This window comes from Streptomyces graminofaciens (genome assembly GCF_030294945.1).
GTDB classification, from domain to species: Bacteria; Actinomycetota; Actinomycetes; order Streptomycetales; family Streptomycetaceae; genus Streptomyces; species Streptomyces graminofaciens.
On the sequence record NZ_AP018448.1, the window covers coordinates 5,421,501 to 5,435,860 of the forward strand.

At 70.7% G+C, this 14,360-nt stretch carries 13 protein-coding genes; 3 read left to right on the forward strand and 10 right to left on the reverse strand.

Translation table 11 applies throughout. The features are described 5' to 3' along the window. Window positions 1-32 precede the first annotated feature (32 nt). The 5 genes from SGFS_RS23130 to SGFS_RS23150 all read right to left on the reverse strand — a co-directional run bounded on the left by SGFS_RS23130 (window position 33) and on the right by SGFS_RS23150 (window position 6,007). Window positions 33-2,048 (reverse strand): beta-galactosidase, encoded by a 2,016-nt coding sequence (locus SGFS_RS23130; RefSeq protein WP_286252990.1) that lies wholly within the window; start codon window positions 2,046-2,048, stop codon window positions 33-35. Continuing rightward, window positions 2,045-2,701: a hypothetical protein gene (locus SGFS_RS23135; protein ID WP_286252991.1), complete on the reverse strand. Its 657-nt coding sequence runs from the start codon at window positions 2,699-2,701 to the stop codon at window positions 2,045-2,047. Before SGFS_RS23135 ends, SGFS_RS23130 begins: the two co-directional genes overlap by 4 nt. 95 nt (window positions 2,702-2,796) lie before the next feature. After that, a complete protein-coding gene (locus SGFS_RS23140; protein ID WP_286252993.1) occupies window positions 2,797-3,684 on the reverse strand; it encodes a carbohydrate ABC transporter permease in 888 nt (295 codons plus the stop codon). Continuing rightward, window positions 3,681-4,688 (reverse strand): carbohydrate ABC transporter permease, encoded by a 1,008-nt coding sequence (locus SGFS_RS23145; protein WP_286252995.1) that lies wholly within the window; start codon window positions 4,686-4,688, stop codon window positions 3,681-3,683. Before SGFS_RS23145 ends, SGFS_RS23140 begins: the two co-directional genes overlap by 4 nt. Window positions 4,689-4,699: 11 nt before the next feature. Then, window positions 4,700-6,007, reverse strand: coding sequence for an ABC transporter substrate-binding protein (locus SGFS_RS23150; RefSeq protein WP_286252998.1), 1,308 nt, complete (start codon window positions 6,005-6,007; stop codon window positions 4,700-4,702). A gap of 631 nt (window positions 6,008-6,638) precedes the next feature. Between SGFS_RS23150 and SGFS_RS23155 the strand changes: the two genes are divergently transcribed. After that, the gene (locus SGFS_RS23155) at window positions 6,639-7,382 is read left to right on the forward strand and encodes a class I SAM-dependent methyltransferase (RefSeq protein ID WP_286253000.1); all 744 of its coding nucleotides are present in this window, start codon (window positions 6,639-6,641) and stop codon (window positions 7,380-7,382) included. 156 nt (window positions 7,383-7,538) lie between these two features. Here the strand turns inward: SGFS_RS23155 and SGFS_RS23160 are convergent, their stop codons facing one another. Next, a complete protein-coding gene (locus SGFS_RS23160; protein WP_286253002.1) occupies window positions 7,539-8,921 on the reverse strand; it encodes a sensor histidine kinase in 1,383 nt (460 codons plus the stop codon). Continuing rightward, window positions 8,918-9,622 (reverse strand): response regulator transcription factor, encoded by a 705-nt coding sequence (locus SGFS_RS23165; protein WP_286253004.1) that lies wholly within the window; start codon window positions 9,620-9,622, stop codon window positions 8,918-8,920. The genes SGFS_RS23160 and SGFS_RS23165 overlap by 4 nt, the downstream gene beginning before the upstream one ends. A 131-nt stretch (window positions 9,623-9,753) precedes the next feature. Between SGFS_RS23165 and SGFS_RS23170 the strand changes: the two genes are divergently transcribed. Continuing rightward, the gene (locus tag SGFS_RS23170) at window positions 9,754-10,272 is read left to right on the forward strand and encodes a hypothetical protein (RefSeq protein ID WP_286253006.1); all 519 of its coding nucleotides are present in this window, start codon (window positions 9,754-9,756) and stop codon (window positions 10,270-10,272) included. 56 nt (window positions 10,273-10,328) lie between these two features. Here the strand turns inward: SGFS_RS23170 and SGFS_RS23175 are convergent, their stop codons facing one another. Both SGFS_RS23175 and SGFS_RS23180 read right to left on the reverse strand, forming a co-directional pair. Next, on the reverse strand, window positions 10,329-11,216 hold the full coding sequence (locus SGFS_RS23175) for a spermidine synthase (protein ID WP_286253009.1): 888 nt from the start codon (window positions 11,214-11,216) through the stop codon (window positions 10,329-10,331). Between the two features lie 46 nt (window positions 11,217-11,262). Then, window positions 11,263-11,736 carry a hypothetical protein gene (locus tag SGFS_RS23180; RefSeq protein WP_286260021.1) on the reverse strand — a complete coding sequence of 158 codons (474 nt, stop codon included), beginning with the start codon at window positions 11,734-11,736 and terminating at the stop codon, window positions 11,263-11,265. A 308-nt stretch (window positions 11,737-12,044) separates the two neighbouring features. On the opposite strand from SGFS_RS23180, the gene SGFS_RS23185 reads away from it, so the two are divergent. Then, a complete protein-coding gene (locus SGFS_RS23185) occupies window positions 12,045-13,547 on the forward strand; it encodes a hypothetical protein (protein WP_286253011.1) in 1,503 nt (500 codons plus the stop codon). A gap of 131 nt (window positions 13,548-13,678) precedes the next feature. Here SGFS_RS23185 and SGFS_RS23190 read toward each other — a convergent pair whose 3' ends face one another. Then, window positions 13,679-14,272 (reverse strand): histidine phosphatase family protein, encoded by a 594-nt coding sequence (locus tag SGFS_RS23190; RefSeq protein ID WP_286253015.1) that lies wholly within the window; start codon window positions 14,270-14,272, stop codon window positions 13,679-13,681. Window positions 14,273-14,360: the final 88 nt, after the last annotated feature.

Here is a 14,360-nt window from a genome sequence, read left to right on the forward strand (position 1 = left end):
GAGCCACGGCCTTGGAATGCCTCAGTCTGTCGTCAGCGCGGTTCGCGTACGACCGCCACCTCGCCCGGCGCGATCCGCACCGCGCCGCCGTCGATGTTCTTGCCGGTCAGGAGTTCGGACGCATCCGCCGCGACCTCCACGTCGGCCTCCACTCCACCGTGGTTGATCAGGAAGAGGAAGTCGGCGTCCGGCCCCCGGCGCAGTACGGCTTCCACGCCCGCGGGAGTCTCGCGTACCGACTTCACGCCCGCCTCCGCGCGGATGCGGTCCAGCAGCGATGCGAGTGTCGTCGGGTCCGGGCGTGTGGCCACGTACCACGCCGTGCCCGAGCCGTGGGCGTGACGAGTCACCGCCGGTACGCCCGCCAGCGGACCCGATGTGTACGACTCCACCGTCTCCGCGCCCGCCAGGGCAACCCGCTCCGACCACAGCGTGGCCGTGCCTCCGCCGCTCAGGGTCACCGACTCGCCCGGCAGCAGCGGGAACAGTTCGTCCGTGCGGACGCCCAGGGTCTCCCGGAACGCTCCCGGGTAGCCGCCCAGCCGGATGTGGCAGTTCTCGTCCACCGCCCCGCTGTGGAAGCCGACGGCCAGTGACCCGCCGTTCGCCGCGAAGGCCGTCAGGTTCGCCGCGGACTCGTCGTCCACCAGGTACAGGCTCGGGGCCAGGACCAGCTTGTACCGGGACAGGTCCGCGTCGGGGCGTACGAAGTCCACCGGTACACCCGCTCGCCACAGTGGCTCGTACCAGGATCGGATCAGGTCCTGGAAGCGGAGCTTCTCGCTCGGCTGGGAGGGGAGTTCCAGGGCCCACCAGGCGTCCCAGTCCCAGGTGATGGCCACCTCGGCCACGCCTCTGCTGCCGCGTACCTCCGACAGCGACCTGAGGTCCGCGCCCAACCGCACCACGTCACGCCAGATCTGACTGTCGGTGCCCGCGTGCGGCAGCATCGCCGAGTGCCACTGCTCGGCGCCCGCCTTGGCCGCGCGCCACTGGAAGTACGCGATGCCGTCCGCGCCGTGCGCGACGTGGGACAGCGCGTTGCGGCGCAGTTCGCCCGCCGTCTTGGCCCTGTTGACGGGCTGCCAGTTCACCGCGCCCGTGGAGTGTTCCATCAGCAGCCAGGGGGCGCCGCCGGCCAGGGACCTGACCACGTCGCCGCTCAGCGCCACGTCGATCTGCGACTCGGGGTCCGTCGACTGGAGGTAGTGGTCGTTCGAGACGATGTCCAGCTCGGGGGCCCAGCGCCAGTAGTCCAGCTTGTCGAAGTTGTGCATCACCATGAAGTTGGTGGTGGCGGGGATCGACGGGGCCGCCTCCAGCAGTACCTCGCGCTCCGCCTTCAACAGGCTCAGCAGCGCGTCGCTGGAGAAGCGGCGCCAGTCCAGCTGGTGGGTCGGGTTCGGGACCGCTCCCGTCGCGCGGGGCGGGATGATCTCGTCCCAGTCGTAGTACCACTGGCTCCAGAACGTCGTGCCCCAGGCGTCGTTCAGCGCCGCGAGGTCGTTGTCGTACTTCGTCCGCAGCCAGACCCTGAACGCCGCCGCGCTCTCGTCGCAGTAGCACTCCCCGTTGTGGCAGCCGTACTCGTTGTGGACGTGCCACATCACCACCGCGGGGTGCTCCGCGTAGCGGTCGGCCAGCGTCCTCGTCATGCGCAGGGCCGCCTCGCGGTACGCGGGGCTGCTCGGGCAGAACGTCTGGCGGCTGCCGTACGAGAGGGTCCGGCCGTCCTTGTCCACCGGCAGGGCCTCGGGGTGGGCCTTGAAGAACCAGGCGGGCGGTGCCGCCGTCGGCGTCGCCAGGTCCGCTGCGATGCCGTGGGAGTAGAGCATGTCGAGGATGCGGTCCATGCGGGCGAAGTCGTACTCGCCCTCGGCCGGCTCCAGCAGCGCCCACGAGAAGATGCCGACGCTGACCATGTTCACCCCGGCCTCGCGCATCAGACGCACGTCCTCGGCCCAGACCTCCTCGGGCCACTGCTCGGGGTTGTAGTCGCCGCCGTACGCGATGCCGGGGACGTTCAGTTCACGTGGTTCGCGCTTCATGCCGCGGCTCCGCTCAGCAGACGGCGTGTCGTGGCCACGCCCCAGTCGTCCAGGGACAGGAGGCGGTCGCTGGACGCCATCAGGCCGCCCGTCGCCTCCAGGTGTGCCGCCCACGGCTCCCGTGTCTCCACGGCCGGGCGGGCCATCAAGCAGTCGGGGTCGTTCACCCAGAGGCGGCCCACGCCCGTGAACTCCGCCGGGTACTCGTACCAAGAGCACCAGACCGTCGGCGCCGGGCGGGGGGCCTCCAGCCCCAGCTGGGAGGCCCACTCGCCCAGTACCGACTGGATGTCCGCGCCCGTCCACTCCTTCACCGGACCGTCGGCGCTCACCTCCGCCACCTCACCCCCGTCCCGTACCACCAGGCGGATGGACGGGACCTCGTGGACGGGGTCCGCCGCGGCCCACAGACGCACCGGCGAGCCGTCTCCCGGGTCGAGTGCCAGCAGGCCCTCCCCCTGGAAGGTCCCGGTGGGGACGGTGACCCCGGGCCGGTAGCAGACCGTCGCCCAGTTGTCGTTCGTCGGGCGGTACGGGGTCGCGTCGAGGGCGTAGGCGCCGCTGGGGCTCCAGGACTGCCAGCCCTCCTCGTGGACCTTCGCCGTACGGATGTCCACGGGCACGGATGCCACGGACGTGAAGGGGTGGTGCACGGTGGTTCTCTCTCAAGAAGTGGGCGTCAGCCCGAAAAAGCGAGCCTCAGCCTTGTCGGACCTCAGCCTTGTCGGACCTCGGCCCTCGTCGGACCTCAGCCCTTGTTGGCGCCCAGCGTCAAGCCGCTCACGAACTGCCGCTGGAGCGCGAAGTAGACGATCAGGGTGGGGATCGCGGTGAGCAGGGCGCCGGCGGCGACCAGGTTGGGGTCGGTGAAGTACTGGCCGGAGAGGTTGTTGAGCGCCGAGGTGATCGGCATGTTCTCGCCGGTGGAGATCAGGACGATGGCCCAGAAGAAGTCGTTGTAGATCCAGATGGAGAGCAGCGTCCCGAGGGCCGCCATGGCCGGGCGGCACAGCGGCAACACGATCTGCCAGTACATCCGCCACACCGACGCGCCGTCGACCAGCGCGGCCTCGGTCAGCTCGTGCGGGAGCATCCGCATGTAGTTGCTGAGCACGAAGGCGCAGAAGCCGGACTGGAACGCCACGTGGATCAGGACCAGGCCGAGCGCGGAGTCGTACAGCTTGCCGCTCATCGTGATGCCCGGCAGATCGATCAGCAGATAGAGCCGGTAGAGCGGGGTGATGATGACCTGCTGCGGGAGCAGGTTGCCGGCCGTGAAGACCAGCAGCAGGAACAGGTTCAGGCGGAAGTCGAAGCGGCTCACGTAGAAGGCGACCATCGACGACAGGAACAGCGTCAGCAGCACCGCGGGAATGGCGATGATCAGCGTGTTGCCGAAGTAGTGCGACATGTCCGACTGCGTGAACGCGTTCGTGAAGTTGTCCAGGCTCAGCTTGTCGGGCCAGGAGACATAGCCCTTGGTGCTGGTCTCGCCGTAGGGGCGCAGGGCCGCGTAGAGGGCCCAGAGCAGCGGCGCGAGCCACGCCAGTGCCGTGCCGGCGAGGAAGACGTGGAGGAGGACCCGGGCGGGGCGGATCGGCGTACGAGCCTTGACGGGCAACGTGGGGGCGCTCATGACCGTCGCTCCTTCCGGAAGGTGGACACCAGGTACGGAATGATCACGACGAGGGAGATCAGCAGCAGGACGACGGCGATCGCGGAGCCGTATCCGATGCGGCTGGACTCGCCGACGATGTTGTCCGTCACCAGGATGGAGAGCAGTTCGGTGCCCTGAGCGCCGCCGTTGAAGACCCATACCAGGTCGAAGGCGCGCAGCGCCTCGATGATCGTGACGACCAGGACGATGGTGTTCGTCGGGCGCAGGGTCGGGAAGATGACGTTCTTGAACGTCTGCCACTCGTTGGCGCCGTCGAGCGAGGACGCCTCGCGCAGGGAGGGGTCGACGCCCTTCAGACCGGCCAGGTAGAGGATCATCATGTAGCCGGCGTGGCGCCAGGACGCGGCGACGAGGACGGCCCAGAGGTTGAGGTCCGGGTCGCCGATCCAGTCGATGTAGTGGCCCGGCTTGTTGGCGCCGATCACGCTGTTGATCAGACCCGTGTCCGGGTTGTAGACCAGCTGCCAGACGAAGCCGATGACGGCCAGCGACATCACGACGGGCAGGAAGAACGCCGTCTGGTAGACGCGGCTGAAGCGGATCTTCTTGTCCAGCTGCACGGCCAGGAACAGCCCCAGCGGGGTCGGGATCAGGATCAGTACGACGAACCAGACGATGTTGTGCTCGACCGCCGGCCAGAACTGGGGGTTGGTGCTGAACAGCTCCTTGAAGTTGTCCAGGCCGACCCACTTGATCGAGTCGAAGCCGATGCCGTCCCAGGTGGTGAAGGCCAACGCGATCGAGGCGAGAGCCGTCAGCCAGACGAGGGCGATGTGCAGGATCGTCGGCAGGCCCGCCATGACGCCCAGCGTGAGCCGGTCGCGGCGGGTGAGCAGGCGCTGGTGACCCCTGGGGGCCTTCTTGGCGGCCTTGGCGGCCGTCTTGGCGACGGGCGGCGCGCCCGCGCCCGGAGGCGGCACAGAGGCCGCCTCCGGGTTCTCGCCGTTCGTGTCGGTGGTCATCTCGGAAGTCATCAGGAGGCGAAGATCGTCTTCTTCTGGCGCTCGATCGACGAGAGCAGGCTGTCGACGCCCTTGGGGTCGCGGATGAACTTCTGCAGCGCCGGCTGCATCACCGTGGAGGTGAAGTCCGGACGGCTGTCACGGTCCATGTACTGCGTCAGGCTCTTCGCCCCGTTGATCATCTCGTACGCCTTCTTCTGCAGCGGCGAGTACGAGGAGGTGTCGGCCTTGGTCGAGGCGGCCACCACGTTCGGGTCGGCCTTGAGGTAGATCTGCTCCGCCTCCGGCGTGCCCAGGAACTCCAGCAGCTTGACCGCGCCCGACTTGTTCTTCGGGGACTTGCTCAGCATGTAGCCGTCGGTGGGGGCCTCGACGGTGTCCTGGCCGTAGGCCGGGTCGATCTCCGGGAAGGCGAAGAAGTCCAGGTCGTCCAGGTCGGCCTTGTCGGTGAACTGCTGGCCCACGAACGTACCCAGCAGGTACATGCCCGCCTTCTTCGACACCAGGGTCTGCGCCGCGTCCTGCCACGTACGGCCGACCGCGCCGTCCTGGTGATAGGGAAGGATCTCGGCCCAGTTGTCGAAGGCCGCACGGACCCGCTTGTCGGTCCAGGAGGCCTTGCCCGCCATCAGCTCCACATGGAAGTCGTAGCCGTTGGTACGGAAGTTGATCTGGTCGAACGTGCCCAGCGCGGGCCAGGCGTCCTTGTCACCGAACGCGATCGGCACCAGGCCGTCCTTCTTCATCTGCTTGCACAGCGCGATGAAGTCGGACCAGGTGGTCGGGACCTCGTAGCCCTTCTCCTTGAAGACGCTCTTGCGGTAGAAGAGCGCCCACGGGTACGTGTACAGCGGCACGAAGTAGAACTTGCCGTCCTCGCCCTGGCTGAGCTTCTTCATCGCGTCCGGGAAGTTGCCCCCGATGGTCTTCCACACGTCGTCGATCGGGGTGGCCAGACCCTTGTTCGCGAAGAACTGCATGCGGTAGCCCGCGAACCAGTGGAACACGTCGTCCGGCGTGCCCTGCAGGTAGGAGTTGATCTGCTCCTGGAAGGTGTTGTGGTCCTTGGTGTTCACGTCGACCGTGATCCCGGACTGCTTCTTGAAGGCCGCGTAGATCTCGGCGAACGCCTTCTTCGGCACCGCGTCCGAGGCGTTGGAGCCGAGAGTGACGGTCTTCGGGTCGGCAGACGTGTCACTGCCGCCACAGGCGCTGAGCAGGGGAATGCCGGCGCCGAGCGCGGCGGCGCCGCCTATGCCGCGCAGCATGGTGCGGCGGCTGGGGCCCGGGATAGAGAGACCGGAGGGAGTGTGCTGCATGAACGGCTCCTGACGACAGGGGTTCGGCCAATGTGTGACAGAAAATGCGCCACGTCTCGTCGAAAGCGACCAGAAATCGACTCGACCGAACATCGTGGGCGCAATACCAGCCGTATGTCCGGTCATGCGTCAAGAGGTGAAGGCGCCCTTTGTCGAAACGTAATCGACACGTATGGGGTCCTACGGCAACCAGTAGGGCGGAGGGCGTGATCGACTGGGAACGATCACAGAAGCCCCACCGGGCACGATGCCCCGACCCCACCCCTCAATGACCCTCCTGTCCGCGCGCTCGAAGCGTGCGGCGACTCACAGTGGCGATGTGGGCGGGGAGGGGCCGGGGGTTGTTGCGGTGCCGTTGCTCGTATACGGCTTTCGAAGGTGTGGGGGGTGGTTTGCCGGTGGACGGGGTCGCGGTCGCGGAACGTACGCCGCCCCGATCCCAGGAGGCCCCCGTCAAGGCGCGCGAAGGGGGCTTGGAGGGCCGAAGGGCGGGCCTGGGGCCCCGGGGCCCTGCCTCTGCTCGGTCCCCCTCCCCCCACCCCCTCCCGCCCCTCCCCCCACCCCCTCCGACCTGGCCTTCCTCCCGATCCGCCGCTAGATTTCCCGTCTACCGAGAGGGGAACCGGACGACATGCGCGACGCGGACCGGAACATCCGTACGATCGACGACGTGCTCAGCCTCATGGACGGCCTGTTCGCACCCGAGGCCGACCGCTGGACGGCGGACGGCGCGTCCTGGTGGGACGGCTTCTACGCCGACCGCTCCAGACCGGTCCCGTTCTTCGTGTCGAAGCCCGACGAGAACCTGGTCTCCTACCTGGACCGCGGCCTGGTCCCCCCACGCGGCCGCGCCCTCGACCTCGGCTGCGGCCCCGGCCGCAACGCCCTCCACCTGGCCGCCCGCGGCTACCGGGTGGACGCGATCGACCTCTCCCCCACCGCCATCGCCTGGGCCGGGGAACGCGTCGCCGAGGCCGGCGAACAGGCGGCGAGCGCCATCCGCTTCCACTGCGGCAACGCCTTCACCTCGACCGCGTTGACCGGCCCCTACGACCTGATCCACGACTCCGGCTGCTTCCACCACCTTCCGCCCCACCGCCGCGTCAGCTATCTCGCCCTCCTCGACCGGCTCCTCGCTCCCGGCGGCCACTTCTCCCTCACCTGCTTCGCCGCCGGCGCCATGGGCTCCGAGCTCCCGGACGCCGCCTTCTACCGGCACACCGGCCTCCAGGGCGGCCTCGCCTACACCCCCGACTCCCTCCGCCACGTCTTCTCCGACCTCACCGAACTCGAACTCCGCCGTATGCACGACGAACCGTCCGACTCGGCGACGTTCGGCGAGCCGTTCCTGTGGACCGCGCTGTTCCGCCGCTGACCGGCCGGGTGGTCCTGAGCGGTTTCACTCGCCCCCGCCGCCCCTATCCGCCGGGCGCCTACCCGTCGTCCTGCCCCTACCGGCCCGTTCCTGGGCTCTGCGCCCCCCTGGTCCCCCTCTCCAAGCCCCCCTTTGTCGACCGTCGGCCTCGTCCCCTCAAACACCGGACGGGCTGGATACACGCCACCGCCGCCGTACCGCGCCCCGGTGCCCCCTACGCACCGGCGCCGTCCCACCCAGTTGGATCCATATCCGCACCTCGGTCCCGCCCAGCACCGACGAGCCGATCCGTACGTCCCCGCCCGTCGACTCGGCGAGGCGGCGCACGATGTCCAGGCCGAGACCGGTGGAGCCGTCGGTGCCGGAGCCTCGGCCGCGGGCGATCGCCGCCTCGGGGTCGGCTATGCCGGGGCCCGCGTCGGAGACGAGCACGATCACCGCGTCCTCGGCGTCGTGCACATCGACGGCGAAGGCCGTGCCCTCCGCCGTGTGCCGGAAGACATTGCCGAGCAGGGCGTCGAGGGCGGCGGCCAGGTCGGGGCGGGCCACGGGTATGCGGACCGGGCGCTCGACCCCGGCCACCCGCCACTTGCGGCCCTCGTCCTCCGCCAGCGCCGACCAGAACGCCATCCGCTCCCGGACCACCTCGGCCGCGTCGCACCCGGCGCCGGGCCCGATCGCCGCGGTCTGCGGCTTGGCCTCCCTGGCCGTACGGATGATCGTGTCGACCTCCCGCTCCAACTGCTCGACCGCCGCCCGGGTCTGCTCGGCGGCAGGACCGTCACCGAGCGAGGCCGCGTTGAGCCGCAGCACGGTGAGGGGCGTGCGCAGCCGATGGGACAGGTCTGCCGCCAACTCCCTTTCGTTCGCCAGCAGTTGGACCACCTGATCGGCCATCGCGTTGAACGCCACCGCCGCCCGGCGCAGTTCCTTCGGCCCCTCCTCGGGCACCCTCGCACCCAACTTCCCCTCCCCCAGGTCGTGCGCGCTCTCCACCAGCCGCCGGGCCGGCCCGACCATGCGTACGCCGAGCCGGTCGGCCACCGCGACCGAGCCGACGACCAGCGCGACGCCCACCCCGGCGAGCACCGCCCAGGCCGTGGCCACGCCGTTGCTCACCGCGGCCTGTGGGACGTACACCTCGACGACCGCTATCCGGCCCGAGCTGAGCGCGGTGGGCTGGAGCAGCGCGGAGCCGCCGGGCACCTCGGCCGTGGACGCCCGGCCCAGCTCGCGCACGGTGGCGATGTCCTTGACGGAGGCCCGGCGCCGCCCGAGGTCGATCGCCTCCCCCTTGCCGCCGGCCGGTATGTGGACCGCGATCCCGTCGTCCGACCCCGCCGAGGCCACGACCCGCTCCAACTGCTCCCGGTCGGTGGTGATGGACAGCGCCGGGGCGATCGCGGCCGCCTCCCGCTCGGCGTTCGAGAAGGCCCGGTCCCGTGCCATCTCCTTGACGACCAGCCCGAGCGGGACCGCGAAGGCGACCACGACCATCGCCGTCACCGCCACGCACACCTTGACCAGCGCCCACCTCATGGCCGCGACCCCGCTCCCGGTGGCTCCAGCTTCACTCCGACCCCGCGCACGGTGTACAGATAGCGCGGTTTCGCCGCCGTCTCGCCCAATTTCCGCCGCAGCCACGACAGATGAACGTCAATGGTCTGGTCGTCCCCGTACGACTGCTGCCAGACCTCGGCGAGGAGTTCCTTGCGTGGTACGACCACGCCCGGTCGCCCGGCGAGGAACGCGAGGAGGTCGAACTCTCGTCGGGTGAGGTCCAGTCGTACGCCGTCCAACTCCGCCTGGCGGCGCAGTGGGTCGATGGTCAGGCCGCCGACGCGGATGACCGAGGACGGGGGTGCCTCGCCGGTGGAGGCGCGCGAGCGGCGCAGTACCGCCGCCATCCGCGCGGACAGGTGCTCGACCGAGAACGGCTTGGTCAGATAGTCGTCCGCGCCCGCGTTCAGCAGTCTGACGATCTCCGTCTCGTCGTCCCTCGCGGTGGCGATGATCACCGGTACGTCGGTGATGCCGCGCAGCATCTTCAGCGCCTCGGAGCCGTCGAGGTCGGGCAGTCCGAGGTCGAGGATCACCACGTCGAAGCGGAAGTGGGCGACCTCGCGCAGCGCTTCCAGGGCCGTACCGACGCTGCGCACGGTGTGTGCGGCGTCCGTCAGATGCCTGATCAGCGCCGAGCGTACGAACTGGTCGTCCTCGACCACGAGCACACTTGCCATGCGCCGCACCGTACGCCATGCGAGCGAGGCCGGTCCGAGCCTGTGGACAACTCCTCCACAGCCCCTGTCCACAGGCCCGCGCAGGCCCCAACCCACGACACTCGTGGGGCTCGTGGGGCACTATGGCCGCGATGCGCAGAGGACTCCTCCACCTACTGGCTTGGCTGCTCGCCACGGGCGCGGCGGTCACGCTGTCGTGGTGGGGAGTCCACACGGTGCTGGCCGGCACCGCCTACGACCCGCCCCGCGCCCTGCCCATCACGGCCGCCGACGCCACGGCCCCGGCGGCACCGGTGCTCGACACGCCCACGAAAAGCCCGAAGCCGTCACCGGGCACGAGACGCCCCGAGAAGAACCGCACGAGTACGCCGACGCCCCGCCCCACGGCCGCCGAGTCCGCCACGGCACGCCCCAGTCCCACCCCCTCCGGCCGGATCAAGAGCTACGACACCGACGGCGGCCGGGTCGTCTTCTCGCTCGGCGAGGCGTACGCGACCCTCGTGTCGGCCACGCCCGGTTCGGGCTGGTCGATGCAGGTGTGGAAGACGGAGACCTGGATCCGGGTCGACTTCGCCTCCGGCGCGGACCGGGTGTCGGTGTTCTGCACCTGGCACGACAGCGCGCCCCGCGTGGACGTCCAGGACTTCTGAAACGACAGGGCCCAGGGCCTGTCGTCAGATTCCCGTCTGCCGCGCGACGACAGGCCCTAGCGGAACACCGACGACGGGGGCGCCGGCGAGGCGACCGCCGCCGCGTCCGTCACGGGTGTGGCCCCGCCCGTGAAGTCGAGGAGCGCCCTGCCGTGTTCGACGCGGCCGGGGTGCGGGTCGGAGGCGGCGCGGCGGGTCAGTTCGGCGAGGGGCAGCGGATGGTCGGAGGCGACGAGGACCGCGTTGCCGAATCGTTTGCCCCGCAGCACGGTCGGGTCGGCGACCAGCGCCAGCTCGGGGAAGACGGCGGCCGCGGTGGCGATCTGGCCGCGCAGATGGGCGAGCGGGGGGCCGTCGGCGAGGTTGGCGGCGTAGACACCGCCGGATTTCACGACCCGGCGTACGTCCGTCAGGAACTCCGTCGACGTCAAGTGCGCCGGGGTGCGCGCCGCGCTGAAGACGTCCGCGACGAGCAGGTCCGCCCAGCCGTCCGGCACCTTGGCGAGGCCTTCGCGGGCGTCCGTGGATCGCACCCTGATACGCGCGTTGGGGTCCAGCGGCAGTTCACGGCGGACGAGTTGGACGAGAGCCGCGTCGCATTCGACGACCTGCTGGGTGGAGCGGGGGCGGGTGGCGGCGACGTACCGGGCGAGGGTGAGGGCGCCGCCGCCGAGGTGTACGGCGTGCACGGGGCGGCCCGGCGGGGCGACGAGGTCTATGACATGACCGAGGCGGCGCTGGTACTCGAAGGACAGGTACGAGGGGTCGTCGAGGTCGACGTGCGACTGCGGGGCGCCGTCGACCAGCAGCGTCCACGCGCGCGCCCGGTCCCGGTCCGGGATCAGCTCGGCGAGCCCCCCGTCGACCGCCTCCACGACGGCTTCGACCGCTTGCCCGCGCCGCGCGCCGCCCGACTGCGCCTGCGCCTTCTTCGACCTGCCCACACGGCCATTATCGACGCCCATGGAGGCGTCGGCTCACCGGTGGTGGCTACTGGCGGTTGTCGGCCGCCTCGATCAGCCGGGCCGCCTCGCCGAGGGCCGCCCGGAGCACCGCCGGGTCGGTCGCGAGGTCCGCCTCGGCGGGTGGGAGGAGCCAGTCGGCGCCGTCGGAGGGGGCGAGGACGGCGCCCCGGCCGTCGCTCTGGGTGCAGGTGCTGCCGGGGACGTCCCAGGCGTCGGCGGTGCCGGGCGGGACGATGAAGCCGAGGGTGTGGCAGCTGTCGTCGTGCAGGACGGGGCCCACGGCCATGTCGGGCCCGACCGTGTCGAGGGCGCCGCGGCGGAGGATGTCGACCGCTTCCAGGCCCTGGCGGGCGGGGACGGTCACGAGGTCGCACTCGGCGGGCGACTGCGGGGGCGGGGAGGGGGGCTCGGGGGTCGACCAGTGGCGCGCGGCCTCCGACGGCGTACCGGCGTCGGTGTTGCGGGGTTCGACGTTGTTCCGGGGTTCGACGTTGTTCATCCGGGCCTCCAACACACGTACAGCCCCCTCCGGCTCCAGCATGCGGATCGGGGGTTCGGGCGGCTCCCGGTCCACGATGCCCAACGCGCGGGACCGTCAACGGCTACGGCGAAACTGCGCCGCAAAGGATGGCAGTTCATGGCAGATCCTGGATGACATATCCGGTTTGTAGCTAAACCTTGCGTGGCGACCCCGATCGGGCGGGTACGTTCTTGCCCCGCCGGACACAGGTGAACCAACCGTGCGCCACACGGACAAGTCACCCTCAATCCGGCACGGTTCGACGGTTCGCGAGAGAGGGCCCGGCCATGGCGTCGTCAACGGTGACCTCGTCCCAGTCCCCCCGACCACAGCAGCCGAATCTCGCCTTCCGACAGCTGCGCGGGCAGCGTTCGCCTGGCGAGTTCGCCGCGGCGGTACGGAGGGCCGCGCGTGAGATCGGCGAGCGGGTGAGCTGTGACGCGCGGTACGTCGGGCGGGTCGAGGCGGGCGAGATCCGCTGCCCCAACTACGCCTACGAGCGGGTGTTCCTGCATATGTTCCCCGGCCGCACCCTCACCGACCTGGGGTTCGCGCCCCGCGCGGAGGTACGCGGCCGGGGGGCGCGCGGCTCCGACGAGGCGCCCTCGCCTCACATCGAAAGCCGCTCGCACACCTCGCACGGGACGCGAGGTGAGACGGACGGGGCTCACGAGCCGTATGACACGCAAGAGATGTACGACACGCACGACCCGCGGGACGACACGGGCTACACGCGCGGCTCTCGGGATACGTACCAGGACCACGAGGAGAGCGACGTGCAACGTCGCGCATTCATGACCGGCGGTACCGCCGCTATGGCGGCCGCTTCGCTGGGCCCTTTCGTCTTCTCCGGCACGGCCTCGGCCACGGGCCGGTCCGTCCACCGGGCGGGTACGGCCGAGGCGGGCGCCCTCGAAGCGGCCGTACGCAAGATCCGGGTGCTCGACGACCGGCACGGGGCGGACGGGCTGTACCGCAGGGCCGCGGCACCGCTGCGGACGGCGTACGCGCTGCTCGACGCGGGCACCACCCGACAGACGACGACCGACCGGCTGTACGCGGGGGCGGGCGAACTCGCCATCTCCGTGGGCTGGTTGGCGCACGACTCGGGGCGGTTCGACGACGCCCGCTCGCACTACGCGGAGGCCCTGGCCACGGCCCGGATGTCGGGCGACGCCGCCCTGGAGGCGCACGCGTTCTGCAACACCGCGTTCCTCGCGCGCGACGCGGGGCGGCCACGTGAGGCCGTACGGGCCGCGCAGGCCGCGCAGCGGGTGGCCCGGCCGCTGGGGTCGGCGCGGCTGATGTCGCTGCTGGCCCTCAGGGAGGCCGGCGGCTGGGCGGGGCTCGCCGACCGCACCGCCTGCGAGCAGGCGCTGGCCCGGGCGAAGGCGCTGTACGGGCGGGGTGTCTCCGACGCCGATCCGGAGTGGATGAGCTTCTACGGGGAGGCCGAGCTGGAGGGCCTGGAGGCGCAGTGCTGGTCCACGCTGGGCGACTGGCCGCGGGCGGCGCGGCACGCCCGTCGCGCGGCCGGGCTCCAGGATCCGCACTTCACGCGGAACATCGCGCTGTACACCGCCGAGCTCGCCGACGATCTCGCGCGCGGGGGGCGGCCGGACGAGGCGGCGGCGGCCGGGATGCGGGTGCTCGATCTGCTGGACGAGGTCCAGTCGTCGCGGGTGCAGACGATGCTGGCGGGGACCGCGCGGGTGTTGCTGCCGCATCGGCGGGCGTCCGGGGTGTCGGCGTTCCTGGAGCGGCATGCGGGGGTTGCGCGGAGCACGTAGCCCTGGTTTCCGGGTGCCCGGCGGCTGCGCCGAGCTCGGGGCGGCTTCGCTCAGGCGGCTTCGCTCACCGGCGCCTGCCGGGTGCCGCTCTCTCTGGGACGGGAGCCGCCCCAGCGGCACGATGCCCGCAGTTACGCGAGATGCCCCGTGTCGTTCCACGACTCGATCGCCGGGTCGCCGTACGCCCAGCCCAGTACCGACAGCGACGTCGGGTTCAGTCGCACGCGGGCCGCGAAGTCGATCCCCAGGCCCAGCCAGCGCGCGGCTATCGACCGCAGGATGTGCCCATGGGCGAACACCAGTACGTCACGCTCCTCGCTGCGCGCCCACGCGACCACCTCGTCCGCGCGCGTGGTGAGCTGCTGGAGGGTCTCCCCTTCGGGGACGCCGTCGCGCCACATCAGCCAGCCGGGGCGGACGGCCTGGATCTCGGCCGGGGTGAGGCCCTCGTACGCGCCGTAGTCCACCTCCATCAGCGTGTCCCACTCGGTCGCCCGGTCGCCGAAGCCCGCCAGTGCGCAGGTCTCACGCGCGCGTGAGAGCGGGCTCGTGCGGATCTCGACCCCGAGGAGGCCGTCCAGCGGCGCCCGGTGCAGGCGCTCGCCGAGCAGTTTCGCGCCACGACGGCCCTCTTCGATGAGAGGGACGTCCGTCCTGCCGGTGTGCTTCCCGAGCAGAGACCATTCCGTCTGTCCGTGTCGGGCCAGCAGGATGCGCGGTGCCATGGGGGGCCTTTCAGGAGCCTTCTGAGAGAAGGGAGAATTCGGGGGCGGATGTGTCCATCATCGCGCACGCTGTCCTGTGGCAACCCGA

What these genes read in the sequence shown, in the direction of transcription:
- SGFS_RS23130 (WP_286252990.1), bottom strand. Translation starts at nt 2,048, where the DNA reads ATGAAGCGCGAACCACGTGAACTGAACGTCCCCGGCATCGCGTACGGC.
- SGFS_RS23140 (WP_286252993.1), bottom strand. Translation starts at nt 3,684, where the DNA reads ATGAGCGCCCCCACGTTGCCCGTCAAGGCTCGTACGCCGATCCGCCCC.
- SGFS_RS23145 (WP_286252995.1), bottom strand. Translation starts at nt 4,688, where the DNA reads ATGACCACCGACACGAACGGCGAGAACCCGGAGGCGGCCTCTGTGCCG.
- SGFS_RS23150 (WP_286252998.1), bottom strand. Translation starts at nt 6,007, where the DNA reads ATGCAGCACACTCCCTCCGGTCTCTCTATCCCGGGCCCCAGCCGCCGC.
- SGFS_RS23155 (WP_286253000.1), top strand. Translation starts at nt 6,639, where the DNA reads ATGCGCGACGCGGACCGGAACATCCGTACGATCGACGACGTGCTCAGC.
- SGFS_RS23160 (WP_286253002.1), bottom strand. Translation starts at nt 8,921, where the DNA reads ATGAGGTGGGCGCTGGTCAAGGTGTGCGTGGCGGTGACGGCGATGGTC.
- SGFS_RS23165 (WP_286253004.1), bottom strand. Translation starts at nt 9,622, where the DNA reads ATGGCAAGTGTGCTCGTGGTCGAGGACGACCAGTTCGTACGCTCGGCG.
- SGFS_RS23170 (WP_286253006.1), top strand. Translation starts at nt 9,754, where the DNA reads ATGCGCAGAGGACTCCTCCACCTACTGGCTTGGCTGCTCGCCACGGGC.
- SGFS_RS23180 (WP_286260021.1), bottom strand. Translation starts at nt 11,736, where the DNA reads ATGAACAACGTCGAACCCCGGAACAACGTCGAACCCCGCAACACCGAC.
- SGFS_RS23185 (WP_286253011.1), top strand. Translation starts at nt 12,045, where the DNA reads ATGGCGTCGTCAACGGTGACCTCGTCCCAGTCCCCCCGACCACAGCAG.
- SGFS_RS23190 (WP_286253015.1), bottom strand. Translation starts at nt 14,272, where the DNA reads ATGGCACCGCGCATCCTGCTGGCCCGACACGGACAGACGGAATGGTCT.